The organism is Actinomadura sp. KC06, assembly GCF_004348735.1.
Lineage (GTDB): Bacteria > Actinomycetota > Actinomycetes > Streptosporangiales > Streptosporangiaceae > Spirillospora.
Map to the genome: position 1 here is coordinate 1 of NZ_SMKT01000124.1, position 26,064 is coordinate 26,064.

A 26,064-nucleotide genomic window follows, 5' to 3' on the forward strand; every position below is an offset into this window, starting at 1 on the left:
CCTCAGCCCGCCCCCCCGGTCTCGCCCGGAGCCTCAGCCCGTGGTTCCGGCCTCCGCCGCCCGGTCCAGCCAGGCGATCACATCGTCGTCGGTGAGCTGGTCGAAGTCGCGGTACCACTGGCCGACCGCGCGGAACTCCCACGGCGCGGCCGGCACCACCATGTCGTCCACCTCGGACTCCAGGTCGCGGACGGTCTCCGCGGCGCCCACCGGCACCGCCAGGACCAGCCGGGACGGCCCGCGCTCGCGCAGCGCCCGGACGGCGGCGCGAGCGGTGCCGCCCGTGGCGAGGCCGTCGTCCACGACGATCACCGGCCGCCCGGACGTCTCCGGCAGCGGCCGCCCGCGCCGGTAGGCCGCCACCCGGCGCTCCAGCTCGGCGCGCTCGGCCGCCACGGTCGCGGCCAGGTCGTCCTCGCGGAGCCCGAGCCGTTGCAGCAGGTCGCCGTCGAACACCGGCGAGCCGCCCTCGGCGATCGCCCCGACCCCGAGCTCCGGCTGCGGCGGGTATCCGATCTTGCGGGTCACCAGGACGTCGAGCGGGGACCCGAGCCGCCGGGCGATCTCGTGCCCGACGGGGACGCCGCCCCGCGGCAGCGCGAGGACGGCCGCGCCGTCCAGCCCCAGCGGGACGAGCCGCTCGGCGAGCACCCGGCCCGCCTCCGTGCGGTCGGCGTAGGGGAGCCGGACGGTCTCGCCCTGCTGGACGTCGTCACGGTCGCGTGCGGGTCTCTTCCAGGACATCGGCGCACCCCCTTCCGGGGTCACCCCTACCCACTCACGCGGCCGTTACAGGCGCGCACACGGTCCTATACGGGCATATATGCCCAGATGGACGCCCGGCTGATCGTCAGGCGCCGGTGAGCCAGCGCAGCGGGTTGTCGCGGAGGACGGCGTCGAGGGTCGCCTCGTCCGCGCCGGCGGCGCGCAGCGCGGGCAGGAACGTGTCGAAGAGGTAGCCGAATCCCCCGCCGCCGTACCGGGTGATCTGCGCCATCCGGGACACGCCGGTGCTCAGCAGCACCCGGGACGCGTGCCCGGCCTCCAGCAGGTCCATCACGCAGCGGACGCGGGCGCCGATCGCCGCGTGGTCGTCGCCGGCGAGGCCGAGCGTCCCGAACGACACGTACGCGCCCGACTCGGCGATCTTGCGGTGCTGGCCGGGGTCGTCCACCCGGTCCTGCTGGCCGACGGCGACGCGGCCCGGGGCCAGCCCGGCGCCCGTCAGGATCTCCAGCTGCGCGAGCCCGGCGCGGCCATAGGTCGCCACGGACAGCCCCGAGTAGCGGGCGGCCCGCGCGGCGGCGCGCAGGCACAGCTCCTCCGCCTCCGTCGGCGCCTCGCCCCACGTGCCGATCTCGCCGATGACGCCGGGCAGCGAGTTGGTCCCGTCCATGCCGAAGCCGACCTCGGCGAGGAGCCGCTCGGCGAGCCGCTCGACGCCCGTGCGCCCGTCCGGCGCCTCGCCCGCCTGCAGGGCCTCGCGGACGAACGACGGGTGGAACGGCTCGGTGAACACGCCCGTCCCGGCGACGACCGCGACCCGCGCCCCGGCGCTGATCCGGGCGAGCGCGGCGGCGTTGCGCCCCATGCCGGAGCACGTCAGGTCGACGACGAGGCCGAGGCCGTGCTCGCGGCGCAGGGCGGCGAGCTCCCGCTGGACGGCCTTCTCCTCGTCCAGCCACCGGCCCGGGTCGGACTCCACCAGCTGGGGACGCGCGGGCCAGCGCAGGTCCATCTGCAGGTGCTCGTGGGACAGCACCGGCCCGGTGATCTCGGACGTCGGGATCGTGCCGGTCACGGTGCGGAGCCGACCGGTGTCCTGTCGGGGGGTCATGTCACGCGAGGCTACGACATGTTTGACCTTTTCAAGACCCTAATGGGCCCTGTTTTTACCTTCGGCGACATCGGTGTCCGGCTCTCGGCCGGGTTCCGTCCGCGCCTCCGGGTCGGCTTCCGGATCGGCCTCCTGTTCGGCCTCCGGGTCGGCGTCCGGAGCGCCGTTCCCGTTGGCGGCGTTCGCGGCCTTGGCCGCCAGCTCGGCCCGCGCCCGCGCGGTGATCTCGCTCGGCCACAGCCGGTCGATCTCGGCGTTCAGCGTCGCCCCGATCAGTACCGCGAGCGCCGCGACGTACAGCCAGGCCAGCACCGCGATCGCGGCGGCCAGCGACCCGTACACCGACACGCCGCTCAGCGAGCCCGCGAGGTAGATCCGGAGCGTGATGCTGCCGACGATCCAGATCAGCAGCGCGAGCGCCGCGCCCGGCACCGCCCGCGACCAGGCCGTCCGCACCGGGACGCTGACGTGGTACAGGGTCGCCAGGAAGACGATCGACAGGCTCACCACGACCGGCCAGTACAGCAGCTGGACGGCCTCGGCGCTCTCCGGCAGCACCTCCCGCACCAGCGTGGGCCCGGCCACCAGCAGCGGGATGACGATCAGCAGGATCAGCAGGCCGATCAGGTAGAGGAAGAACGCGCGCAGCCGGGTGCGGATCACGCCGCGGATGCCGGACAGCCCGTACGCGATGGTGATCGTGTCGACGTAGACGTTCGTCGCCCGCGAGCCAGCCCACAGCGAGATCAGGAAGCTGACCGACACGATGTCGGCGCCGCCGCCCTCGATCACCTCGTTGAGCAGCGGTTCCACGGCGGTCTCGACCGCCGGGCCGGTGAGCACCTGCTGGGCGTGCTCGATCACCCAGGTCCTGATGTCGGCGATGGTCTCGGGCCCGATCGTGCCGCGGAAGTGGCCCATCGTGCCGATCAGCCCGATCACCAGCGGCGGCAGCGACAGCAGCGCGAAGAACGCGGCCTCGGCGGCCAGGCCGGTCACCCGGTAGCGGAACGCGCCCACCGCGGTGCCCTTGATCAGCGTCCAGCCGACCCGCCCGGACGCCGCCACCCCCGCCCGGACGCGTGCAGGCGCGGACGCGGGGCGCTCACGCTCCTCGCGCTCACTGTCGCCGTTACGGTCACGATCGCCGGAATCCGGAGCGTCCGGGCTGTCCGGGGCTTCCAGGACGTTGGGCGCGTCCGGGGCGTCCGAACCGGGATCGGAGTCGGAGTCCCCGGCCGGGGGGACGCCCGCTGGGTCGGAGACGGTGGTCACACCACCCCACCGTAGAGCGTTACGCGTCCGGAACATGCCGCATCACCCATCTCAGTGATCCGCTCCGCGCGTCGCGTTCCGACCGCCTCCCCCGCCACGTCATCTCGAAGGCCTGGCTCCAGTTCCCCGCGCATCCTCTTGCCCATACCCGCTTTGACGGCCCGGAACGTCACCTCGACCATGATCGTCTCCAACGGCCAGGGCACCGTCCTCCAGCCCCCACCCGCCACCAGTCAACGGACGAGCTCCGCTCGAGCACTGTCATTCATCGGTGACAATGGAAGGCGTGATCTGTGAGTCGTGCCGAGAGCGCCGCCACGAGGAGTGCCGTGGCGGGTCCTGGTGCGACTGCCAGCATCAGCGGGGCCCGGCGGAACGTGCCGGCGGGCCTCCCGAGACCGGCGGAGAGACCAGCGACGATGCGGAGCCTCCGGTGAACTGGAGGCGCCAGGGATGACACATCTCACCCGTCCGCGTGCCGGACGTGACTGGACAGCCCGCGAGAGCGCGTGTCAAAGTTCAGGTATGACTGCCGCGGACCCGCTGCTGGCCAAGCGCCGGCACGTCGACTTCCTCCGCGTCCGCAGCGCGATCTGTCGGTGACGCTCCGACCACGCCCCTGCTCAGCCGGGCGCGTGGTGCATCGGCGTCACACCTGACTCCACCCAGCTCAGCGTCGAGCCGGCTGCCCATGACTGCCGGTGCGCTACGCGTCCCTCACACCACAGATGAGGACGCGCGCCGTGCCACCCGCGATCAAGCGCAAGAAGGCCGAGGGCCAGTGGGCCCTGGGCTACCACGAACCTCTCAACAAGAACGAAGAGAACAAGAAGAACGACGACGGCCTCAACGTCCGCCGCCGCATCATCGACATCTACTCCAAGACCGGCTTCGACTCGATCGACCCCGCCGACCTGCGCGGCCGGTTCCGCTGGATGGGCCTGTACACGCAGCGCAAGCCCGGCATCGACGGCGGCAAGACCGGGGCGCTGGAGGACGAGGAGCTCGAAGACCGCTACTTCATGATGCGGGTGCGGATCGACGGCGGGCAGCTGAGCGGCCCGCAGCTGCGCACGATCGCGGACGTCTCCACCCGGTACGCCCGCGGCACCGCCGACATCACCGACCGGCAGAACGTCCAGCTGCACTGGGTGCGGATCGAGGACGTCCCGGCGATCTGGGAGGCGCTCGAAGCGGTCGGGCTGCACACGATGGAGGCGTGCGGGGACGTCCCGCGCGTCATCATCGGCTGCCCGCTCGCCGGGATCGCGGCCGACGAGGTCATCGACGCGACGCCGCAGCTCCGCGACATCCACGACAGGTACATCGGCTCCCCGGAGTTCTCCAACCTGCCGCGCAAGTTCAAGACGGCGATGTCCGGCTGCACGGCGCACTGCACCGTCCACGAGATCAACGACATCGCGTTCGTCGGCGTGGTGAACGAGGCCGGTGAGACCGGCTACCAGCTGTTCGTCGGCGGCGGGCTGTCCACGAACCCGATGTTCGCGCAGAGCCTCGGCGTGTTCGTCAAGCCCGCGCAGGCCACCGAGGTGTGGCACGGCGTCACCTCGATCTTCCGCGACTACGGGTACCGGCGGCTGCGCAGCCGCGCCCGGCTGAAGTTCCTGCTGAAGGACTGGGGCGCCGCGAAGTTCCGCGAGGTGCTGGAGAAGGAGTACCTCGGGTACGCGCTGCCGGACGGCCCCGAGCCCGCCGCCCCGCTCCCGCGCCGCGACCACGTCGGCGTCCACCCGCAGCGGGACGGCGGCTTCTACGTCGGGTTCGCGCCGCGCGTCGGCCGGGTCAGCGGCGAGATGCTGGGCGTCATCGGCGGGCTCGCCGACCGCTACGGCTCCGGCCGGGTGCGGACGACCAACGAGCAGAAGATGGTGATCCTGGACGTCCCGGAGGAGAACACCGAGGCGCTCGTCGAGGAGCTGGCGAGGCACGACCTGCACGCGCGTCCGTCGACGTTCCGCCGGCAGACGATGGCGTGCACGGGCATCGAGTACTGCAAGCTCGCGATCGTCGACACCAAGCAGCGGTCGATGGACCTGATCGACGAGCTGGAGAAGCGGCTCCCAGACTTCGACCAGCCGCTCACCATCAACGTCAACGGCTGCCCCAACGCGTGCGCCCGCATCCAGGTCGCCGACATCGGCCTGAAGGGCCAGCTCGTCGTGGACGAGAACGGCGACCAGGTCGAGGGCTTCCAGATCCACCTGGGCGGGCAGCTCGGCGCGTCCTTCGGCAAGAAGGTCCGCGGGCTGAAGACCACCTCGGCCGGGCTGACCGACTACATCGAGAGGGTCGTCCGCAAGTTCGACGAGCAGCGCACGGACGGCGAGACGTTCGCCGGCTGGGTGCACCGCGCGGAGGAGGCGGACCTCAAGTGAGCGAGCGCATGGCGCCGTTCTACTGCCCCTACTGCGGCGAGGAGAGCCTCGAACCCCGCGAAGAGCAGGGGTCCTGGTTCTGCCCCGACTGCGTCCGTTCCTTCACGTTGAAGTTCCTCGGTGTCGGAGCTCCCCGCACCGCGAGCAAGGAGAACCCTCGGTGACGCTTCTGGAGACCGACAGACCGACCCTTGACCTCGAAGACATCGTCGAGTCGGCGGCCGCGGCGCTGGAGGGCGCGCCCACGCTGGAGGTCATCCGCTGGGCCGTCGCGACGTTCGGCGACCGCATCTGCCTCACCTCGTCCATGTCGGACGCGGCGCTGATCCATCTGGTGTCGAAGGTGAAGCCGGGCATCGACGTGCTGTTCGTCGACACCGGCTACCACTTCGCCGAGACGGTCGGGACGCGGGACGCCGTAGAGGCCGTCTACCCGGTGAACGTCATCAACGTCACCCCGTCCCGGACGGTGGAGGAGCAGGAGGCCGCGCTCGGCCCGCGGCTGTTCGGCCGCAACCCCGACCTGTGCTGCCACCTGCGGAAGGTGGAGCCGCTCGGCCGCGCGCTGGAGGGCTACATGGCGTGGTTCAGCGGCATCCGCCGGGCCGAGACCGCGAGCCGGCGCGACCGGCGGGTCGTCGAGTGGGACCGCAAGCGCGGCATGGTCAAGGTGAACCCGATCCTCGACTGGACGCAGGAGGAGATGGACAACTACATCGAGGACAACGGGGTGCTCGTCAACCCGCTGCACTACGACGGCTATCCCTCGATCGGCTGCGCGCCGTGCACCCGTCCGGTCGCGCCCGGCGAGGACCCGCGCAGCGGCCGCTGGGCCGGGATGGGCAAGACCGAATGCGGCATCCACCTGTGAGCCCTATGAGCCCTATGAGCACTGTGAGCTTTGCGAACCCCGCGACCCGGCCGATGGTGGCGGTGGCGCACGGCAGCCGCGACCCGCGCGCCGCAGCGACCGTCGCCCGCCTGCTCGACGCCGTCCGGGCCCGCCGCCCGGACGTGCCCGTGCACGCCTCGTTCCTGGACCACGCGGCGCCCGCGCCCGACCGCGTCCTGGACGGCCTCGCCCGGGAGGGCGCCGGCGCGGCGGTCGTGCTGCCGCTGCTTCTCACGGCCGCCTACCACAGCAAGACCGACATCCCGGGCGTGCTGAACCGGGTGCGCGGCCTGCATCCGCGGCTGCGCCTGCGCACCGCCGGCACGCTCGGCCCGCATCCGCTGCTCATGGACGCGCTGGAGCGCCGCCTCGCCGACGCGGGCGTCGCCGCCGGCGATCCGGACACGGCCGTCGTGCTGGTCTCGGCGGGCTCCAGCGACGGGTCCGCGAACGCCACCATCGCGCGGCTGGCGCGCGAGTGGCGGGCGCGCGGCTGGCGTGACGTGGTCCCGGCGTACGCGTCGGCGGCCCGTCCGGCTCCTTCCGAGGCGGTCGCGGCGCTGCTCGACGCGGGCGCTCCCCGGGTGGCGGTGGCGTCGTACTTCCTGGCCCCGGGCTACTTCGCCGACAAGGTCCGGACGGAGTCCCTCGCCGCCGGAGCCTTCGCGGTCTCGCCGGTGCTGGGCGCGGCGCCGGAGGTCGCCGAGCTGATCGTCCGCCGTTACGACGAGGCCCTGGAGACGTCCCGCACGGCCGCCGCGGTCTGACAGGGCACCGGCGTCCAACAAGCGCGGCCGGGCCTCGGCGCGCTTGCTCCGCCGAAGCCCGGCACTTCCGTACAGCCGATGAGGCCGGGTCAGCCGCCCGGCGGCGGCGAGCCGTCGTGGGTCATGGGCGGGGCCACCAGCACGATCCTCATCACGTCGTCGGGCGCCTCGGTGATCCGGCCGACGCGGGCGAGGTGGTCGACGACCTCCTGCACCTTGTCGTAGGACGCGGTGGAGCGGCTGTTGTAGAGGGCGCCGGCGAGCTCCTCGTAGTCGTACTGGGTGATCGCGACGCCCTTGCCGAGGACGAAGCAGATCAGCTCGCCGTCGAGCATCTGCCACCAGTCGTCGGCGAGCCCGTCCACCACGGTCCCATTGTTGCCGAGCGAGACCGCCACCGGCGTGCCGCCGCTCAGGAACACCGGCAACTGCCGCGTCAGCCGCGTGAGGAAGGCCCTGATCCGGCTCCAGGGGAACTTCTTGCCCGACTTGCTGGGCGCGTCCTGGCTCTTGTCCCGGACGGCGTGCACGGCGTCCCTGATGAGCTGGTCCGCCGTCCGGGACTTCTCCTCGACCAGCCGTTCGAGCTCGCGGTAGATGTCCTGGCGCAATTCCTGGAACGGCCCCATGTTGTTCTGCCTCAGCACGTCCACGCACAGGTGCGAAAGCGAACGGGGCTCGTGGCCGGCCGCGGGGACGGGCGCGAGCGGCGCGGAAGAGGCGGAAGCATCCGAGGGGGAAACGGGGGACGCCGGGGCGAGGCGCGAATATCCGGCGGCGGTGAGGGCGATCTGCGGATTGTTGTCCCCGGTGCCGGTGGGGACGACGGCCACCAGGCCGCGCTCCTCGGCCAGGGAGACCAGCGTGGACATGAACTTCGGACGGGCCGTGAACGTCCCGGCCTGCTTCCTGAACCGGGGGTCGCGCGCGGAGAGGTGCTTTCGCAGGTCGGTCATCCGCGACTGCCCGGACGACGCGCCTATCGCGTGGACCAGCGTGTTGACCGCGTCTTCGCGTTTCATCCAGGCGTCGTCCCAGTCGAGGCGTTCGCCGCCGGTCGTGGGGGGCGCGAAGGTCCCCAGATGGATGAATTCGACGCCGCCGTGGATGGTGTCGAGCATCTCCACGACGCTCTTCACGCTTCCCCGGAACGACGCCACCGAGATTTCGACGCCGGATTCGTGCGCCTTTCCGACCCGTTCGTGGACGGCGGCCGTGACGGCCGCGTCGTCGACCGTCCCGGGGAGTTCGGTCCAGATATGGCCGTCGGTCCCGTCCGGCCGGGCCTGGCCCGGCACCGCGATGTATTCGACCGCCGTGGGCGGCGGTCCGTCATGGGCGGCGTTGAACGCCTCCAGTATCGCGCCTTCGGTTCCCGCATGCGCGCGCGTCAGATCAATGAGCCTGTACATCTCGTCCTCCGTTTACGCTGGGGACCTCATCATCGAAGAGTGAGGTCCCCAGCGGAAGTAAAGTGAGCGGGCCGCCAGTTGGCTAGCCCCGCTTAAGGAGGGCCCACTTCAGGAAAGCGCCGACGCTGACGCCCAGCAGCAGACTCACGGTCTGCGCGGGAAAGATCGTCGCTGTCAAGGCTGTTCCGGTGAGCACCACCGCACAGATCAGGAACTCGGTCTCTCGGTCCATCATCGCCTCTAACGTGTCGTTCTCGGGCGACTCGAACTGGGACGGCGACTTCCTGGCGGACTTCGACTTCAGACGAGAACTGTGAAACTGGAGGACTGCGACGCAGACTTGCGACTGACGACTGATGACTGGAGAAACTCAAGACTGGGACTCAGGACTGCGACTGCTCGACTGCGACTGCAGGACTAAGACGCGGACTGGTCAACTCAGACTGGTGAGGCAGCGCGAACGCTGCCGCAAGCCGATTGTACCTTCCGGGCGGTCTACGCGCCACCCGCGCGGGACCCGCGCGTGCGCGGGCGGCGGCCGGCGGTCAGGTGCGGTCGCGCCACCAGGAGGCGATGGCGCGGCGGACGGGGGCGTGGTGCGCGTCGTCGACGATCTTGACGTCGCCCATCACGGCGTGCGCGGTGACGCGGACGACGGGGACGCGGGCGCCGGGCAGCGGGTCGCGGACGGCGATCTTGCGGCCGCCGAGGAAGTTGTGGCCGGTCACCTCGACCCGGACGCCGTCCGGCACGATGATCTTGATGTCGCCCATCACGGCGTGCGCGGTGACGCTGACCTCGCCGGCGGGGACCTGGGCGCCGCGCAGGTCGAGCTCGACGTCGCCCATCACCGAGACGGCCTCCAGCGGGCCGTCGATGCGGCCGACGATGCGTTCCTTGCAGTCGCCCATGATGGCGCTGAACTTGCGCTTGACCTGGAGCGGCGCGGGGTTGGCGCCGGGCGCGCCCATGCCGGGCAGGTCGGCGGTGATGTCCTCCAGGTCGCCGCGGGTGACGGCGGCGTAGGCGGCCTCGGTCCGCTCGGTGAGCTCCTCGAAGGTGAGCCGTCCCTCGACGGAGGCGATCCGCAGCCGCTCGACGACGGCCTCCCGCTCGGCGTCGGACGCGCGTATCGCCTCGGGCGACGGGGTCGCCGCGGGCACGCGGATCGCGCCGGGAGCCGCCGTGATCTCGTCACGGGGCTCGGTGGCGGGCCGGTCGGGGTGCAGGTCCTGCCGCCCGTCCCGCGGGCGGCTCGGGGACGGCCGCTCCGGCTGCGGACTGGACTGACTCATGATTCCGAAGGTATGCCCCCGGTGACCGTGGGCAATCCGCCGCGCGGACGAGATCGCCCCACCACTTCAGGAGGATGGACGCCGGACCAGCCTACCGGCATGATCGATCCTTGCCCGAACGGGGTTCTGTATCGTGCGTGACAAGGGCGTGAACGCCGGGTGCGGCAGGGACGTTGGGAGTGGCAGGGGTGACGCACGAGGTGGTCAATCAGGTTCCCCCGCTCGCCGGGCACGACGTGTCCGACGACGCCGTCCTGCTGGACGGGCTGGCGCGGGAGGGCGCCGGGTGGGCGGAGGCCGAGGTGCGCGAGCTCGGCCGGCTGGCGGGCGCCGGGCGGGCGCAGGAGCTGGGACGTCTCGCGAACGAGCACCCGCCCGTCCTGCGCACCCACGACCGGTACGGGAACCGGGTCGACGAGGTCGAGTTCCATCCGGCGTGGCACGAGCTGATGACGGTCGCGGTGACGCACGGGCTGCACGGCTCGGCGTGGACCGATCCACGCGAGGGCGCGCACGTCGCGCGGGCCGCCAAGTTCTACACCTGGCGGGTGGACGCGGGCCACGGCTGCCCGGTTTCGATGACGTACGCGGCCGTCCCGGCGCTGCGGCGGTCCCCCGAGCTGGCGGCGCAATACGAGCCGCTTCTGGCCAGGCGGGAGTACGACTTCGGCCTGCGCGCGCCGCTCACGAAGAACGCGCTGCTCGCCGGGATGTCGATGACGGAGAAGCAGGGCGGGTCGGACGTCCGCGCCAACTCCACGCAGGCCGCGCCCCAGCCGGACGGGATGTACCGGCTCACCGGCCACAAGTGGTTCACCAGCGCCCCGATGTGCGACGTGTTCCTGACGCTGGCGCAGGCGCCGGAGGGGCTCACGTGCTTCCTCGTCCCCCGCGTCCTGCCGGACGGCGCGCTGAATCCGCTGCGGCTGATGCGGCTCAAGGACAAGCTCGGCAACAGGTCCAACGCGTCCGCCGAGGTGGAGTACGAGAACGCGGTCGCGTGGCGGGTCGGGGACGAGGGCCGCGGCGTCCGCACGATCATCGAGATGGTGAACATGACCCGGCTGGACTGCGTGATCGGCGCGGCGTCCGGGATGCGGCACGGCGTGACGGCCGCCGTCCACCACGCGGCGCACCGCAGGGCGTTCGGCGGGTACCTGATCGACCAGCCGCTGATGCGCAACGTCCTCGCCGACCTCGCGATCGAGTCGGAGGCGGCCACGATCACGATGCTGCGGCTCGCGGGCGCCACCGACCGGTCGGTGCGCGGCGACGAGGCCGAGACGGCGTTCAAGCGGCTCGGGCTGGCCGCGAGCAAGTACTGGATCTGCAAGCGGTGGCCCGGGCACGCCGCCGAGGCGCTCGAATGCCTGGGCGGCAACGGCTACGTGGAGGAGTCGGGCATGCCGCGCCTCTTCCGCGAGTCGCCGCTGAACTCGATCTGGGAGGGCTCGGGCAACGTCGCCGCGCTGGACGTGCTGCGCGCCATGGCGAAGGAGCCGCAGACGGTCGAGGCGCTGTTCGCGGAGATCGAGGCGGCGTCCGGCGGCGACGCGCGGCTGGACGCGGCCGTCCGGGACGTCAAGGACACGCTCGCCGACACCGCGACGATCGAGCTCAGGGCGCGCCGGATCGTCGAGCGGCTGGCGCTCACGCTCCAGGGATCGCTGCTGGTCAGGTACGGTCACCCGGCCGTCGCGGACGCGTTCTGCGCGACGCGCCTGGCGGGCGACCACGGCCGCGCGTTCGGCACCCTGCCCGCGGGCGTGGACTTCGGCGCGGTCATCGAGCGGGCGATCCCGAAGCCGTCCGGCGGAGCAGGCGGTCGAGGGTGACGGCGGCCAGGATGAGCAGGCCCTCGATCACCTGCTTGTAGGTGGGGTCCCAGCCGAGCAGGTTGAACCCGTTGGAGATGAGCGTCAGGATCAGCACCCCGGCGAGGCAGCGCCACACGGCGCCCTCGCCGCCGAGGATGCTCGTCCCGCCGATGACGACCGCGGCGATCGCGGTCAGTTCGAGGAGGGAGCCGAGACCGGCCTGGGCGGAGCCGGCGCGGGTCGCCATGACGAGCCCGGCCGTCCCGGCGCAGGCGCCGCTGACGGCGAACACGGCGACCCGGACGGGCGCGATCCTGACCCCCGACAGCCGCGCCGCCTCGGCGTTGCCGCCGACGGCGTAGACGGCCCGGCCGAACGTCGTCGCGGCGAGCAGCACCCAGCAGGCGGCGGCGACGCCCGCGAGGACCAGCGTCGGGACGGTGATCCCGCCGAGCACGGTCGGCAGGCTCAGCGCCTGGAACGCGTCGAGCCGGGCGGCCTGCGGGTACACGATGGCGCCTCCGGTGATCACGACCGCGAGGCCCCGGTAGACGATGCTGAGCGCCAGCGTCGCGATGAAGGAGTGCACGCGCGACAGCGCGACGACGAGCCCGGTGACCGTGCCCATCAGGGTGCCGGTCGCGACGCCCGCCGCGTATCCGGCGGGCACCCCGGCGGACTGGGTGACCAGGACGGCGACGACCGCGCTGACCGCCAGCACGGCGCTCACCGACAGGTCGAACACGCCGCAGACGATGCACAGCGTCATGCCGCACGCCAGCAGGCCGACGACGACGGCCTGGTCGAGCACGTTGACCAGGTTCCCCTTCGTCAGGAACGTACCGGTCGACAGGGACAGCGCGACGGCGAGACCGACGAGCGCCACGACGATCCCATGATCACGGACGGCCGCGTACCTCATCGCAGGCCCGCCGCCGCGAGGACGTCCTCGGCGCTCGCGCCCCTCGGGAACTCGCCCGCGACGCCGCCGTCCCGCATCACCAGGACGCGGTGCGCGAGCCCGAGCACCTCCTCGACCTCCGAGGACGCCATGAGCACGGCCACGCCCCGCGCGGCCAGGCCGGCGATCAGCCGGTGGATCTGGACCTTGGCGGCCACGTCGACGCCGCGGGTCGGCTCGTCCACCAGCAGGACGCGCGGCGACCGGACGAGCCACTTGCCGAACACCGACTTCTGCTGGTTGCCGCCGGACAGCGTCCACGCGGGACGGCCGAGCCCCGCGCCCCGGATGCCGAGCGTCTCCGCCGCGTCCCCCACGGCGCGGCCCTCCGGGCGGCGCCGCACGAACCCGAGGCGGCGCCGTTCCGGCAGGCTGGCCAGCGCCAGGTTCTCGGCGGCGGACCGGACGAGGACGAGCCCCTGGTCGGCCCGCGACTCCGGCACCAGCCCGGCGCCGAGGGCCATCGCCTGGGACGGGCCCCTGCCCGTGACGCGGCGGCCCGTGATCGTGACCTCGCCGCCGTCCGGGCGGTCGGCGCCGAAGACGAGCCGCAGCGTCTCCGTCCGGCCGCTGCCGACGAGCCCGGCCAGCCCGACGATCTCCCCCGCGCGCACGTCCAGGCTGACGCCGCGCACCGCGTTCCCGCGCGACAGGCCGCGCACCGCCAGCACGACGGGCGCGCCGTCCGGAACGGGCGCGGGCTCGGGATACAGCATCTCGACGGGACGCCCGACCATGGCGCGCAGCAGGTCGGGGGCCGTCAGGCCGGCGGCGGGCGCGGTGGTGACGTGCCGTCCGTCCCGCAGGACGGTGACCGTGTCGCAGGAGCCGAGGACCTCGCCCAGCCGGTGCGAGATGAGCACGACCGCGATGCCGTCGCGCTCGGCGAGGTCGCGGGCCAGGCGGAGCAGGCGCTCGGCGGCGGGCCCCGGCAGCAGCGCGGTCGGCTCGTCGAGGGCGATCAGGCGCGCGCCGCGGGCCAGGGCGCGCAGGATCTCGATCTGCTGGCGGTGCACGAGCGGCAGGTCGCCCGCGCGGGCGGACGGATCCAGCGCGAACCCCGTCCGGTCGAGGAGGGCGGCGAGGCGGCGGCGGTCCCCCGCCGGGTCGCGGAGCCCGCGCCGCCGCCCCGGCCCCAGGCCGAGGAAGACGTTGTCGGCCACGCTGAGGCCAGGGACGATCGCGCCTTCCTGGGTGACGAGCGCGAGCCCGCGCCGCAGCGCGTCGCGCGGCGAGCGGACGGCGGCGGGCGCTCCGTCCACGGCGACGCGCCCGGAGTCGGCCCGCACGGCGCCGCACAGGACGCGCGCCAGCGTGCTCTTCCCCGCGCCGTTCTCGCCGACGAGGCCGTGCACGCGCCCGCCGCGCAGGGTCAGCGAGACGTCGTGCAGGACGGTGATCCCGCCGTAGCTCTTGCGGATGCCTTCGAGCGCGACGTCCACGCCGCTACTCGTCGTACTCGCCGGTGACCCCGGACGAGACGATCAGGTCCTTGGTGAGCGTTCCCCCGTTCGGCGCGAGGGACGAGATCTCGGTCGTCACCGGGACGTTCTTGCCGCTCGCCTTCGCCAGCCCCAGCTCGGCGGCCTTGGCCCCGGCGGTCCGGACCGGCAGGTACGGGATGCCGAACCAGCGGCCCTCGCGGACGGCGGTCACCGCCTGCCGGGACGCGCCGTTGCCGACGTACAGGACGTCCTTGCCCTTCGCGACGCCCTCGGCGCCGAACAGGGCCTGCGACGACCCGATGACGACGTCGACGTCGGGGTGGGCCTGGAGCAGGTCCTGCATCGCCTTGCGGCCGGAGTCGCGGGTGTAGCCGCCCTCGACCTGCGCGACGACCTCCACGTCCTTCGCGGCCTTCAGCGAGTCGACGACCGCCTTCGTGCGCGCGTTGTCGAGCGGCAGCGTCTTCAGGCCCTCCAGGTAGGCGACCTTGCAGGGCTTGGCCTTGCTCGCCTGGCAGGCGCCGACGCCGAGGACGCCGAGCTGCCTGCCGTTCTGCACCGGGACGTCCACCAGCGAGATCACGCCCGGCACCTGCGGCTCGGCGGTGTCGTAGCGCGTCCCGACGGGCGTGAACTGGACGACGACCGCGATCCCGCTCCGGACGGCCTGGCGCACGGCGGGCACGACGGCGGTGCCGTCGTTGGCCTGCAGCACGAACACGCCGAACCGCTTGGACGTGATCGCGTCCTGGAGCTGGCGGAGCTGCGTCTGCGCGTCGAAGCCGGAGTCGAAGAACTCCGCCTTCCCGCCCTCCTTCGCCGCCTGCTCCTTCACGCCCTCGAAGGTGGCCTGCGAGAACGAGTTGGCCTTCGCGAACCCGAAGAACGCGATGCTCTTGGCGTCCCCGGACGGGCCGGAGCCGCCGCCGTCGTCCGAATCCGTACAAGCCGCGAGCGCGAGGACGAGACCCGCCGCGACGACCGTGCTCAGCCTTCTCACGGTTTCCGCCCCACTCCCACGTAGAACCATTCCCCGCCGGGACGCTCCCGGTCCAGGTCACCCTCGGGCCGCCATTCGTTGACCGCGGTGACGCCCGGTTCCAGCACCTCGAACCCGTCGAAGAACCTGGAGATCGCGGCGTGGCCGCGGTGGATCAGGGGCGCGGTGGCGGCGTCGTAGACCTCCCTGGCCGCCGCGCCCACGTCCGGATGGGCGTCGTCGGTCAGATGCGACACGATCAGGTGGCTGCCCGGCGCCATCCGCTCGGCGAACGTCCGGACGACGCCCCACGGGTCCTCGTCGTCGGTCAGGCAGTGCAGGACGGCGACGAACAGCACGGCGACCGGCTCCGAGAAGTCGATCAGCCCCAGCACCTCGGGGTGGTCGAGGATCTCGCGCGGTTTGCGGACGTCCTCCTGGACGACGGTCGTCGTCGCGTCGATGGCCTTGAGCGCGCGGGCGTGGGCCAGCACGACGGGGTCGTAGTCGACGTAGACGACGTGTGCGCCGGGGGCCTCCCGCTGGGCGACCTCGTGCACGTTCTCCCGGGTCGGCAGCCCGGTGCCGAGGTCGAGAAACTGCCTGATCCCCTCCCGGGCGGCGAGCCGGACGGCGCGGCCGAGGAACCGGCGGTTGGCGACGCAGATGTCCCGGCTCGGCCCCAGCGCCATGATCTTCTCGGCGGCCTCCCGGTCGGCCGGGTAGTTGTCCTTGCCGCCCAGGTAGTAGTCGTACATCCGGGCGGCGTTGGGAGTGTCCACGTCGAAGTCGTACGGCGTGAATTCCTCTTCTGCCACCAATGGCCCCTTACACGGCGATTGTCACCTGACAAGCGCCGAGTATGGACCGCGGAGATCGCAAAGGCATAACCGAGCCTTGATCATCCGGATTTCCCGGTTTCCGGCGGCCTCATTCGCGAATTTCGGTCAGGGCTTTCGGCCGACCGCGCCGTAGGCGTCGACGGACGGGGCGTCCCCGTCCGGCCGCCACTCGGTGATCGGGACGAGCCCCGGCTCGGCGAGCTCCAGCCCCTCGAAGCACCGCGCGAGCTGCTCGGGCGCGCGCAGGATGTACGGGACGCCGCCGCTCTCGACGAGCTTCTCCGCGCCCTCGACGACCTCCGCGCCGGTGTCGGTCCCGTCCCACATCACCAGGTGGCTGCCGGACGGCGTCGCGTCCATCACCCGCCCGACGATGGAGCGCACCACGGCCAGGTCGGGCTCATAGCCGAGCACGCCCATGAACATCACCGCCACGGGCTCGCGGAAGTCCACGACCTTCCCGGCCTCGGCGACGATCCGGTCCGGGTCGTGGTAGTCGGCGTGCACGTACGTGGTCGTCCCCTCCGCGGTGGTGCTGCCGAGCAATGCGCGGGCGTGCACGAGCACCAGCGGGTCGTTGTCGACGTACACGATCTTGGACTCGGGCGCGACGCCCTGCGCGACCTCGTGCGTGTTCTGCATGGTCGGCAGCCCCGTCCCGATGTCGATGAACTGGCGGACGCCGCGTTCGCGCGCGAGGAACTCCACGGCGCGGATGAGGAACCGCCGCGACTGCCGCGCCATCGTGACGATCTGCGGGTACACCTCGGCCACCGCGTCGCCGGCGGCGCGGTCGGCCGCGTAGTTGTCCTTGCCGCCCATCCAGTAGTTCCAGATCCGCGCAGCGTGCGGGACGTCGGCGTCGACGGCGGAGGGATCCACCACGTCGCGGTCGGCCATGAATCTCCCTTTCCTCGGGGGGTGTGCCGGTCAACGTACTGGCTCCGGCGAAGCCGCCTCCCTTAGGAGAACCCACCGACACCGGAACGAGACGCGGGTGCGACCTCATCCGGTCAGGCTGGACGGCGACCAGTCCGTCCAGCATCGGAGGCCCGCGGTGTCGGTTCGACGGCTCGCCGCGCTCGGCGCGGTGCTGCTGGCGGTCGCCGTGCTCGCCGGATGCGCCGGCGGCCGCGACGGCAGAGGCGGGCCCGCGCCGCCGCAGCGGGCCTGGTTCCGCATCGACGTCCTGCCCGAAGGGGACGCGTTCCTCGACCTGTACGCGGCGGGACGGCTGCGGTCGGACGCCGAAGTCCGCGCCCTGGCCCGGCGGCTCGCCGAAGCGGCGTTCCCCGGCGCGCGGGGCGTCCGGGTGCGTACCGAGGACGATCGCGGCCTGTCGTTCGCGAGTGCCGAGATCGACCGCGCCTACCGGACGGGACGCGACGCCTCCCTGCGGATCGACACGGCCGGCGCGGCGCGGCTGCTCCGCGCGCGAGGGTTCCGCGACACGTCCGTGCAGCTGCGGCTGCCGTCCGTGCCGTCCACGGTGCGGACGGACGGGAGACCGTCCGGCGACCGGACCTGGCGGCTGCGCCCGGACGGCCCGGCGCCGGTGCTGAGCGTCGAGATGCGTCCCAGCCCGGTGCGCTGGCTCGGCGTGCTCGCTCTGCCGGTGCTCGGCGCGGCGGGCGTTGCGCTGGGGTTCTTCGTCCGGCGCCGGATCTTCGCGCTCCCGGCCGCGGGCGCCGCCGTCGCCGCCGCGCTCGCCGCGGTCGTCCTGCCGACCGGGCGGCAGGGCGACAACCTCGGCGTCGCGGGCCTGCTCGGCGGGACGGCGCTGGAGGTCGCCGCCGTCGTGCCGCTCGCGGCCGTGCCGCTCGGGCTGCCCGCCGCGATGCTGCTGGCGGCCGTGGCCGTCCGCGGCCTCACCCGGCCGGACGTCCCCGCAGGCCACGAGGCCAGGCCGCGCGACACGGGAGTGTTCTGGTGACCCGATCCCCGGGAGGCGTCGAGCGGAGCTCGTCCGTTGATTGGCGGTGGGTGGGGGCTGGAGGACGGGAATACCGACCGTCGACAGATCGTAAACTGAAGGTCATGTCCGACGGCCGCTCCACGTGCACCTGTGTCATCTGCAATGACTACGGTGACCGCGACCGCTTGGACAACTTCCAGCTCCGCACCATCGTGCACATCACGGAGTACGGGTGGAGCGTCGTCCTCGTCCATCCCGACGACGCCGGGCCCGGCTGGGCGTACACGATCGGCCTGTGGCACAGCCACGGCGCGCCCGAGCTCGCCATGTTCGGCGGCGACGTGTACGAGATGGAGGAGTCGCTCAACACGCTCGGCCGGCAGACCGCCGACGGGCGCGCCCCGGCCGACGGCGACCGCCGCGACGGCGTCGTCCGCGGGCAGCCCGCCGCGTTCCGCGAGGTCGACCCGCGCTGGTACGACGGCCTGTTCGGCGGCGCCGTGGCGTTCTACCGGCGTCCCCCGCTGCCGATGCTGCAGGTCCTCTGGCCGAACCCGGAGGGCCTGTTCCCCTGGCAGCCCGGCACCGATCTGCCGTTCCGCCACTCGCAGCCGTGGCTGTGGCTCACCCCGAAGCAGCACGCGCGCGGTGTCTGGACACGGCGGCTCTGACCGGCCCCGCCGGGCGCCGTGGGCATACGATCGGCGGAGTGTACGGGACGCTCTCCGAGCCGATCCGGACCCAGCGCCTCGTCCTGGAGCCGCTGGCCGTCCATCACGCCGACGAGATGGCGCCCGTCCTGGACGATCCGCGCCTGCACCGCCACATCGGCGGCGAGCCCCTCACGCTGGACGAGCTGCGCGCCCGCTACGAGCACCTCGTCGCCGGGCCCGCGCCCTACCACCAGGAGTACTGGCTGAACTGGATCGTCCGGCGCGTCCGCGACGGGCAGGCGATCGGGTACGTCCAGGCGACCGTCGCGCCCGCGCCGCCCGGCTTCACGGTGACGCCCGCGTCCGCCGGGTCGACCGTGACGCCCGGGCCGCCGCGCCGCATCGCGTCCGTGGCCTGGGTCATCGGGATGCCGTACCAGGGGTTCGGGTTCGCGACCGAGGCCGCCCGCGCGCTGCTGGACTGGCTGCTGGCGCACGGCGTCCGCGACGTCGTCGCGACCGTCCACCCGGACAACCGGCCGTCCGCCGCCGTCGCGGCCAGGCTCGGCCTGCGGCCGACCTCCGAGACCACCGACGACGGCGAAACCGTCTGGCGCCTCCCGCACCCGGCTCCGTGACACTCTGATGACGCCTCGTGGTGCGCAGGCCGGGACCGGGTAGGCCACAATCGACGTGCCAGGACGAACCGGTCGAGGAGTTGGAGCGCATGCGGGAGGTTTGGCCCGGGGACCCCTATCCGCTGGGCGCCACCTGGGACGGCACGGGCACGAACTTCGCGCTGTTCTCCGAGGTGGCGCACCGCGTCGAGCTGTGCCTGTTCGACGCCGACGGCGACGAGACGCGGCTGGCCCTCCCCGAGGTGGACGGGTTCGTCTGGCACGGCTACCTGCCGGGCATCGGCCCCGGGCAGCGGTACGGGTACCGCGTGCACGGGCCGTTCGACCCGCGCGAGGGCCACCGCTGCAACCCGGCCAAGCTGCTGCTCGACCCGTACGGCAAGGCCGTCGAGGGGGAGGTCCGCTGGCACGAGTCGCTGTTCTCGTACCGGTTCGCCGACCCCGACGTCCTGAACGAGGACGACAGCGCCCCGTACATGCCGAAGAACGTCGTCATCAACCCGTTCTTCGACTGGGCGGACGACCGGCCGCCGCGCGTCCCCTACCACGAGAGCGTCATCTACGAGGCGCACGTCAAGGGCCTGACGAAGCTGCACCCCGGCATCCCGGACGAGCAGCGCGGCACGTACGCGGGCCTCGCGCATCCGGTGATGATCGACCATCTGCTCGACCTCGGCGTGACGGCCGTGGAGCTGATGCCGGTGCACCAGTCGATCCCGGAGCACGCGCTGGTGGCGCGGGGGCTCGGCAACTACTGGGGCTACAACACGATCGGGTTCTTCGCGCCGCACAACGCCTACGGGTCGTCCGGGCAGCGCGGGGAGCAGGTGCTGGAGTTCAAGGCGATGGTCCGCGCCCTGCACGAGGCGGGCATCGAGGTCATCCTGGACGTCGTCTACAACCACACCGCCGAAGGCGACCACCTCGGGCCGACGCTGTCGTTCCGCGGCATCGACAACGCGTCCTATTACCGGCTCCGCGACGACGACAAGCGCTACCACCTCGACTACACCGGCTGCGGCAACTCGCTGAACGTCCGCAACCCGCACGCGCTGCAGCTCATCATGGACTCGCTGCGCTACTGGATCCTGGAGATGCACGTCGACGGGTTCCGCTTCGACCTGGCGTCCGCGCTGGCCCGCGAGCTGCACGACGTCGACCGGCTCGCGACGTTCTTCGACCTCGTCCAGCAGGACCCGGTCGTGTCGCAGGTGAAGCTGATCGCCGAGCCGTGGGACGTCGGCGAGGGCGGCTACCAGGTCGGCAACTTCCCGCCGCTGTGGACGGAGTGGAACGGCAAGTACCGCGACACGGTCCGCGACTTCTGGCGCGGCTCGTACGCGACGATGCCGGAGTTCGCGTCCCGGCTGACCGGCTCGTCCGACCTGTACGAGCACAGCGCGCGGCGGCCGTTCGCGTCCATCAACTTCGTCACCTGCCACGACGGGTTCACGCTGACCGACCTCGTCTCCTACGACCACAAGCACAACGACGCCAACGGCGAGGACAACCGCGACGGCACCGACGACAACCGGTCGTGGAACTGCGGCGTCGAGGGCCCGACCCGCGATCCCGCCGTCCTCGACCTGCGCGCCAGGCAGCGCCGCAACTTCCTGGCGACGCTCTTCCTGTCCCAGGGCGTGCCGATGCTGTCCCACGGCGACGAGCTGGGCCGCACGCAGAAGGGCAACAACAACGCCTACTGCCAGGACAACGAGATCTCCTGGGTCCGCTGGGAGGACTCCGACGACACGGAGTTCGTCCGGATCCTGTCGCGGCTGCGGCGCGACCACCCGGTGTTCCGCCGCCGCCGCTTCTTCACCGGGACGGGCACCGGCGCGGCGGCCGACATCGCGTGGCTGACCCCGGCCGGCGAGAGCATGACCGACGAGGACTGGAACGTCGGGTTCGCCAAGTCCCTCGGCGTGTTCCTCAACGGCGACGCCATCACCGAGCCCGACCCGCGCGGGCGCCGCGTCCGCGACGACTCGTTCCTCCTGCTGATCAACGCGGGCGCCGAACCCGTCGAGTTCACGCTCCCCGGCGGCGAGTACGGCGAGCGCTGGGAGTTCGCCCTCGACACCGCCGAACCCGGCACCGCGGGCGAGCGTCCCCGCGTCAAGGCCCGCGACACCGTCCCCCTCACCGACCGCTCGCTGACCGTCCTCCGCCGGATCCCCTAGGTCCCGGTGAGCTCCATCGCGGTGAGGAAGACGAGGACGAACGTCGTCACCGCCACGCCGCCGTGGACGGCCACGGCGGCGGCCGGGAACGCCTGCTCCGCGCCGCGGGCGTGGCGGCCGCCGCGGCCGACGAGCCAGCGGGTGAACAGCATGAACCCCTGGAGGATGACGACCAGCAGCGCGCCGAACGCCCCCCAGGCGTAAGCGGCGCGGTCGGTGGCCAGATAGACGATCCATATGACGAGACCGGCGACGGCGGCCAGCGGATGGCCGACGACGACCAGGATCGGAAAGCGCGTCACCTTCGTCGAGGCTCCCCCGTGCGCCATCCAGATGATCAGCAGATAACCGCCCGCCACGGCGGCGAGTATCCACGCGGCGAGCGCGGCGAACTCCACCCCCGGCTCCTTCCATGCAATTCTCAAACCCCGTCCCCCGGCCCCAGTGTCGCCCTTTCGCGGGCCCGCCATGACGGATTCGTGCAGATTGGCGCACAGACGGTCAGCATCGGCGTGCAGTAGCTTGGCGTCCTATGCGAGCCCTCATCCCGGACACGGGCGACGTCGACCTCGCCGAGCGCTACGCCTACCCGCCCGGCGGCGGCGCCTGGCTGCGGGCCAACATGGTCGCCAGCCTGGACGGCGCGGCCCAGCGCGACGAGCGCAGCGGCGGCCTCGGCAACCCCGCCGACCAGCACCTGTTCCTGCTGCTGCGCGGGCTGGCCGACGTCGTCATCGTCGGCGCCAACACGGTGCGCGCCGAGGGCTACGGGCCCGTCGAGCCGAGCGAGGGCTGGGACGGCGTCCGGGACGGGCGGCCGCCGGTCCCGCCGCTGGCGATCGTCTCCCGCACCCTCGACCTGGACTTCGACGCGCCGATCTTCACCGCGGCCAAGACCCGGACGATCGTGCTGGCGACCGCGACCGCCGACCCGGCGCGGCTGGAGGCGGCGCGGGAGCGCGCCGACGTGATCATCGCCGGGACGGACTCGCTCGACTTCGCCGCCGCCGTCGAGGCGCTCGCGGCGCGCGGCCACCGGCGCCTCCTCTGCGAAGGCGGCCCGGGCGTCCTCGCGCAGGTGGTGGCGGCCGGGCTGCTGGACGAGCTGTGCCTCACCCTGAGCCCGCTCCTCCTCGCCGGGCATCCGACGCGGATCCTGAACGGGCCGCCGGTGCCCGTCCCGCCGGAGCTGTCCCTCGCCCACGCGCTGCAGGACGACGACTTCCTCTTCCTCCGCTACGTCCGCAGCCGGTAGCGGACGAAGAGCACCCCTTCGTCCAGGTAGAGGGCCGCCGGGTCGAGCGGCACCTCGGCGTCCAGGCCGTGCAGAAGCCGGGTATGGCGGGCGCTGCCGAGAAGCGTCGGGGCGATGTTGAGGCACAACTCGTCGACAAGGGACACACGGATCAGCGCGGTAGCCAGTGCCGGGCCCCCTTCGCAGAGCAGATGCTCATGCCCGAGCCCTTCGCGGAGCACCCGGACGGCGGCGGGCAGGTCGACGTCGTCCTCCCCTTCGGCGACCACCTGGATCGCGCTCGGAACGCGCTTTCGAGCGGCGCGCGATGTGACGACGACGGTCGGTGTCTCGGCCTCGGTGAACAGCGGGAGCGTCCAGTCGAGGTCGGCGGATCGGCTGACCACGACGATGGGCGCGGGCGGCCCACCGCGGCGCGCGCGCAGATCGCGGCGTAGGCGGGCCGGTCCGAGACGTCCCGTCCGGACGGTCGCGGCGCCCACGAGGATCGCGTCGGCGAGGGCTCGCAGCGTCCGGAAGACGCGGAAGTCGGCGTCGCCGCCGAGCGCGTCCGTCCAGCCTTCGGCGTCGGTGACGGAGCCGTCCACGCTCATCACCATGCCGAGCCGCAGGCCCGGCGCGGCGCGGTAGGCGTCGTACGGATCGATGCCGTCGGCGGGTGGTCCGGGCAGCAGACGGCGCATGACCTGCAGGTTATCGGACGGCCTTTTCCGGCCCCCGCCTTGTCCTTTTGTCGGTCCGGGGGCGCACTATAGGGGGATGGACCTGCCGATCAGTCCGCCGCTGTCGCCGATGCTGGCCAAGGCGGTCAAGACCATGCCCAAGGGCGACCTGCTGTACGAGCCGAAGTGGGACGGCTTCCGCTGCGTCGTGTTCCGCGACGGCGACGAGGTGGAGCTGTCGAGCCGGGGCGAGCGGCCGCTGACCCGGTACTTCCCCGAGCTGGTCGAGGCGGTGAAGCGCGAGCTGCCCGAGCGGTGCGTGGTCGACGGCGAGATCGTGGTGCCGCAGGGGACGCGCCTCGACTTCGAGGTCCTCCAGCAGCGGATCCATCCGGCCGCGTCGCGGATCAAGCTGCTGTCGGAGCAGACCCCGGCGTCGTTCATCGCGTTCGATCTGCTGGCGCTCGGCGACGAGTCGCTGATGGAGACGCCGCTCGGCGAGCGGCGGCAGCGGCTCGTCGACACGCTGGCCGGGGTGAGCGCGCCGATCCATGTGACGCCCGCCTCCGACTCCTACGAGCTGGCGCTGCGCTGGTTCGACGAGTTCGAGGGCGCCGGGCTGGACGGCGTCATCGCCAAGCCGCGCGACGTCCCGTACCAGCCCGACAAGCGGGTGCTGTTCAAGGTCAAGCACGAGCGGACCGCCGACTGCGTGGTGGCGGGCTTCCGCTGGCACAAGTCCGGCCCGATCGTGGGGTCGCTGCTGCTCGGCCTCTACAACGACAAGGGGCATCTCCAGCACGTGGGGGTCGCGGCGTCGTTCACGATGAAGCGCCGCGCCGAGCTGGTCGAGGAGCTCCAGCCGTACCGGCTGCAGGACCTCTCCGATCACCCGTGGGCGGAGTGGGCGAGCCAGTCCGAGGCGACCGCCGACCGGATGCCGGGCGCGATCTCCCGCTGGACGGGCAAGAAGGACCTCAGCTGGGTACCGCTGCGTCCCGACCTTGTGGTCGAGGTCGCGTACGAGGCGATGGAGGGCGACCGGTTCCGGCACACGGCCCGCTTCCGCAACTGGCGCCCCGACCGCACCCCCGAGTCGTGCACCTACGAGCAGCTGGAGATCCCGGTCGCGTACGACTTGGCCGACATCCTCTCCGGCGAGGCGACCAGCCCCCGCGTCAACCGCTGACCGGCCCCGCGGCAGGGCGGCCGGGACGCGTGGTGAGCGTCCCGGCCGCGCCGCCCCCCGTGCGGGATGGTCAAGGGCGCTGGGTCTCGTTCTCGACGGTCTGGCGGATCAGGTCGTCGGCCGACTGAGTCCGCGCTCCTTTGGGCGCGTCGTAGGGGCGCAGGTAGGTCTGCTTGACGCCGGGCTGACGGTCCTCGACCACGAACGTCGCCTTGACGGACGCCTTCGCGTCGTGCGTCCGGACGGTCGGGAGCGTCTTGAAGTCGGCCTTCAGCTCGTCCTTGCCGATCTTCGTGATGACGTAGCCGCGCTGGTTGTTGTAGAACCGCAGATGCGGGTTGATCTTGAGGAAGGGGTGGTCGGCGGGGTTGGAGTCGGCCCCGTCGCCGCCGCTGGTGATCGACGAGCACACCAGCTCGGAGCCGACCGTCCTGGAGCCGGGGTCGTCGTAACTGGCCTTCAGGTCGCTCGCCCAGTGGGCGTGGACGTCGCCGGTGAGCACGACGGGGTTGCGGACCTTGGCGTCCAGCCAGCCCTTGGTGATCCGGTCGCGGGACGCGGCGTAGCCGTCCCAGGAGTCCATCGAGGTCTTCTTGACGGGCCCTTCGGTGTTGTCGCGCTGCGCGAAGAACACCTGCTGGCCGAGGACGTCCCACTGGGCGCGGGAACGGCGGAAGCCGTCCAGCAGCCAGCGCTCCTGCCGGTCGCCGGTGATGGAGCGCTTCGGGTCGAGCGCGTCGGGGCAGTCCTTGTAGCCGTCGCCGCAGGCCTGGTCGTCGCGGAACTGGCGGGTGTCGAGCATGTGGAAGCTGGCGAGCCGGCCCCAGGAGACCCGCCGGTAGACCTGGATGTCGGGGCCGCGCGGGATGGAGCGGCGGCGCAGCGGCATGTTCTCGTAGTACGCCTTGAAGGCGGCCACGCGGCGGGCGCGGAACGCCTCGGGCGACGGGGTGTCGGAGTTGTTCTCGGGGACGTCGTCGGCCCAGTTGTTCTCGACCTCGTGGTCGTCGAACACGACGAGCCAGGGCGCGGCCTGGTGCGCGGCCTGCAGGTCGCGGTCGGACTTGTACTGGGCGTGCCGCTGCCGGTAGGTCGCCAGCGTGACGGTCTCGGGGCCCTCGTGGTCGCGGACGTTGCCGCCCGGGATGGTGTAGACGCCCTTCTTGTACTCGTACTGGTAGTCGCCGAGGTGCAGGATCAGGTCGGGGTTCTCTTCGGCGAGCCGCCGGTAGGCGGTGAAGTAGCCGTGCTCGAACTGAGAGCAGGACACGAAGGCCATCGCGAGCGCGGGCCCGTAGGTGGCGGGGTGGGGGGCGGTGCGGGTCCGTCCGACCGGGGAAATGTGGCTGCCGGCGCGGAACCGGTACCAGTACTCGCGGCCGGGGCGCAGGCCGTTCAGCTCGATGTGGACGGAGTGCGCGGAGGCTGCGCGGGCGGCGGCGGTGCCGCGGCGCTCGATGCGGCGGAACCGCTCGTCGGACGCGACCTCCCAGCCGACGGGGACCGTCCGGGACGGCATGCCGCCGAGGCCGTCCTCGGCGAGGGGGTCGAGGGCCAGCCGGGTCCAGAGGACGAACCCGTCCGGCTCGGGGTCGCCGGACGCGACGCCGAGGGTGAACGGGTCGCCGTCGAGGGTGCGGGGTCGTGGGGC

The 26,064-nt window shown here is 72.4% G+C and carries 26 protein-coding genes; 12 read left to right on the top strand and 14 right to left on the bottom strand.

Going from position 1 to position 26,064, the window contains the following annotated elements:
- Positions 1-33 precede the first annotated feature (33 nt).
- From E1287_RS30775 to E1287_RS44040, 4 genes are all read right to left on the bottom strand, one after another.
- A complete protein-coding gene (locus E1287_RS30775) occupies positions 34-744 on the bottom strand; it encodes a phosphoribosyltransferase (protein ID WP_131968775.1) in 711 nt (236 codons plus the stop codon).
- Between the two features lie 106 nt (positions 745-850).
- On the bottom strand, positions 851-1,837 hold the full coding sequence (locus E1287_RS30780) for an aryldialkylphosphatase (protein ID WP_131968776.1): 987 nt from the start codon (positions 1,835-1,837) through the stop codon (positions 851-853).
- A gap of 39 nt (positions 1,838-1,876) precedes the next feature.
- The gene (locus tag E1287_RS30785) at positions 1,877-3,112 is read right to left on the bottom strand and encodes a YihY/virulence factor BrkB family protein (RefSeq protein ID WP_243719549.1); all 1,236 of its coding nucleotides are present in this window, start codon (positions 3,110-3,112) and stop codon (positions 1,877-1,879) included.
- Positions 3,109-3,294 (bottom strand): hypothetical protein, encoded by a 186-nt coding sequence (locus E1287_RS44040; protein ID WP_165969260.1) that lies wholly within the window; start codon positions 3,292-3,294, stop codon positions 3,109-3,111. Before E1287_RS44040 ends, E1287_RS30785 begins: the two co-directional genes overlap by 4 nt.
- Before the next feature lie 546 nt (positions 3,295-3,840).
- On the opposite strand from E1287_RS44040, the gene E1287_RS30790 reads away from it, so the two are divergent.
- Genes E1287_RS30790 through E1287_RS30805 form a run of 4 tightly spaced genes read left to right on the top strand, consistent with a single transcriptional unit; the run spans position 3,841 to position 7,167 of the window.
- Positions 3,841-5,508, top strand: a complete 1,668-nt coding sequence (locus E1287_RS30790; RefSeq protein WP_207934565.1) for a nitrite/sulfite reductase — start codon at positions 3,841-3,843, stop codon at positions 5,506-5,508.
- On the top strand, positions 5,505-5,672 hold the full coding sequence (locus E1287_RS30795) for an Insertion element protein (protein ID WP_131968779.1): 168 nt from the start codon (positions 5,505-5,507) through the stop codon (positions 5,670-5,672). The genes E1287_RS30790 and E1287_RS30795 overlap by 4 nt, the downstream gene beginning before the upstream one ends.
- A complete protein-coding gene (locus E1287_RS30800; RefSeq protein ID WP_131968780.1) occupies positions 5,669-6,379 on the top strand; it encodes a phosphoadenylyl-sulfate reductase in 711 nt (236 codons plus the stop codon). The genes E1287_RS30795 and E1287_RS30800 overlap by 4 nt, the downstream gene beginning before the upstream one ends.
- 14 nt (positions 6,380-6,393) lie before the next feature.
- The gene (locus E1287_RS30805) at positions 6,394-7,167 is read left to right on the top strand and encodes a sirohydrochlorin chelatase (protein ID WP_243719550.1); all 774 of its coding nucleotides are present in this window, start codon (positions 6,394-6,396) and stop codon (positions 7,165-7,167) included.
- 89 nt (positions 7,168-7,256) lie between these two features.
- On the opposite strand, the gene E1287_RS30810 is transcribed toward E1287_RS30805, so the two are convergent.
- Positions 7,257-8,579, bottom strand: a complete 1,323-nt coding sequence (locus E1287_RS30810) for a hypothetical protein (RefSeq protein WP_131968782.1) — start codon at positions 8,577-8,579, stop codon at positions 7,257-7,259.
- Between the two features lie 188 nt (positions 8,580-8,767).
- Here E1287_RS30810 and E1287_RS46430 point away from each other — a divergent pair, with 188 nt between their 5' ends.
- Complete coding sequence (locus E1287_RS46430; RefSeq protein ID WP_279507555.1) at positions 8,768-8,896, top strand: hypothetical protein; 129 nt, start codon at positions 8,768-8,770, stop codon at positions 8,894-8,896.
- Between the two features lie 228 nt (positions 8,897-9,124).
- Here E1287_RS46430 and E1287_RS30815 read toward each other — a convergent pair whose 3' ends face one another.
- On the bottom strand, positions 9,125-9,874 hold the full coding sequence (locus E1287_RS30815) for a DUF1707 domain-containing protein (RefSeq protein WP_243719551.1): 750 nt from the start codon (positions 9,872-9,874) through the stop codon (positions 9,125-9,127).
- Positions 9,875-10,062: 188 nt separating this feature from the next.
- Between E1287_RS30815 and E1287_RS30820 the strand changes: the two genes are divergently transcribed.
- Positions 10,063-11,709 carry an acyl-CoA dehydrogenase family protein gene (locus E1287_RS30820; RefSeq protein WP_131968783.1) on the top strand — a complete coding sequence of 549 codons (1,647 nt, stop codon included), beginning with the start codon at positions 10,063-10,065 and terminating at the stop codon, positions 11,707-11,709.
- Here E1287_RS30820 and E1287_RS30825 read toward each other — a convergent pair.
- From E1287_RS30825 to E1287_RS30845, 5 genes are all read right to left on the bottom strand, one after another.
- On the bottom strand, positions 11,657-12,613 hold the full coding sequence (locus tag E1287_RS30825; protein WP_131968784.1) for an ABC transporter permease: 957 nt from the start codon (positions 12,611-12,613) through the stop codon (positions 11,657-11,659). The genes E1287_RS30820 and E1287_RS30825 overlap by 53 nt on opposite strands.
- The gene (locus E1287_RS30830; RefSeq protein ID WP_131968785.1) at positions 12,610-14,094 is read right to left on the bottom strand and encodes a sugar ABC transporter ATP-binding protein; all 1,485 of its coding nucleotides are present in this window, start codon (positions 14,092-14,094) and stop codon (positions 12,610-12,612) included. Before E1287_RS30830 ends, E1287_RS30825 begins: the two co-directional genes overlap by 4 nt.
- A gap of 4 nt (positions 14,095-14,098) precedes the next feature.
- Complete coding sequence (locus tag E1287_RS30835) at positions 14,099-15,097, bottom strand: sugar ABC transporter substrate-binding protein (RefSeq protein ID WP_243719552.1); 999 nt, start codon at positions 15,095-15,097, stop codon at positions 14,099-14,101.
- A complete protein-coding gene (locus tag E1287_RS30840; protein WP_243719553.1) occupies positions 15,094-15,894 on the bottom strand; it encodes an SAM-dependent methyltransferase in 801 nt (266 codons plus the stop codon). Before E1287_RS30840 ends, E1287_RS30835 begins: the two co-directional genes overlap by 4 nt.
- 129 nt (positions 15,895-16,023) lie before the next feature.
- A complete protein-coding gene (locus E1287_RS30845; RefSeq protein ID WP_131968787.1) occupies positions 16,024-16,818 on the bottom strand; it encodes an SAM-dependent methyltransferase in 795 nt (264 codons plus the stop codon).
- Positions 16,819-16,915: 97 nt separating this feature from the next.
- Here E1287_RS30845 and E1287_RS30850 point away from each other — a divergent pair, with 97 nt between their 5' ends.
- The 4 genes from E1287_RS30850 (at position 16,916) to glgX (ending at position 21,307) form a co-directional block, all read left to right on the top strand.
- Positions 16,916-17,851 (top strand): hypothetical protein, encoded by a 936-nt coding sequence (locus tag E1287_RS30850; protein ID WP_131968788.1) that lies wholly within the window; start codon positions 16,916-16,918, stop codon positions 17,849-17,851.
- A 104-nt stretch (positions 17,852-17,955) separates the two neighbouring features.
- A complete protein-coding gene (locus tag E1287_RS30855; protein ID WP_131968789.1) occupies positions 17,956-18,504 on the top strand; it encodes a DUF4262 domain-containing protein in 549 nt (182 codons plus the stop codon).
- 38 nt (positions 18,505-18,542) lie between these two features.
- Positions 18,543-19,124, top strand: a complete 582-nt coding sequence (locus E1287_RS30860; protein WP_131968790.1) for a GNAT family N-acetyltransferase — start codon at positions 18,543-18,545, stop codon at positions 19,122-19,124.
- 89 nt (positions 19,125-19,213) lie between these two features.
- Positions 19,214-21,307: a glycogen debranching protein GlgX gene (glgX, locus tag E1287_RS30865; RefSeq protein ID WP_131968791.1), complete on the top strand. Its 2,094-nt coding sequence runs from the start codon at positions 19,214-19,216 to the stop codon at positions 21,305-21,307.
- Here glgX and E1287_RS30870 read toward each other — a convergent pair.
- On the bottom strand, positions 21,304-21,705 hold the full coding sequence (locus E1287_RS30870; RefSeq protein WP_131968792.1) for a hypothetical protein: 402 nt from the start codon (positions 21,703-21,705) through the stop codon (positions 21,304-21,306). The two genes, glgX and E1287_RS30870, sit on opposite strands and share 4 nt — an antisense overlap.
- A gap of 134 nt (positions 21,706-21,839) precedes the next feature.
- On the opposite strand from E1287_RS30870, the gene E1287_RS30875 reads away from it, so the two are divergent.
- On the top strand, positions 21,840-22,562 hold the full coding sequence (locus E1287_RS30875; protein ID WP_131968793.1) for a pyrimidine reductase family protein: 723 nt from the start codon (positions 21,840-21,842) through the stop codon (positions 22,560-22,562).
- Here the strand turns inward: E1287_RS30875 and E1287_RS30880 are convergent.
- Positions 22,544-23,245: a dihydrofolate reductase family protein gene (locus E1287_RS30880; protein ID WP_131968794.1), complete on the bottom strand. Its 702-nt coding sequence runs from the start codon at positions 23,243-23,245 to the stop codon at positions 22,544-22,546. The genes E1287_RS30875 and E1287_RS30880 overlap by 19 nt on opposite strands.
- Before the next feature lie 76 nt (positions 23,246-23,321).
- Between E1287_RS30880 and E1287_RS30885 the strand changes: the two genes are divergently transcribed.
- Positions 23,322-24,413, top strand: coding sequence for an ATP-dependent DNA ligase (locus E1287_RS30885; protein ID WP_131968795.1), 1,092 nt, complete (start codon positions 23,322-23,324; stop codon positions 24,411-24,413).
- Positions 24,414-24,483: 70 nt separating this feature from the next.
- Here the strand turns inward: E1287_RS30885 and E1287_RS30890 are convergent.
- Positions 24,484-26,064 (bottom strand): alkaline phosphatase D family protein (locus tag E1287_RS30890; RefSeq protein WP_131968796.1); only part of this gene is annotated, 1,581 nt, incomplete at its 5' end.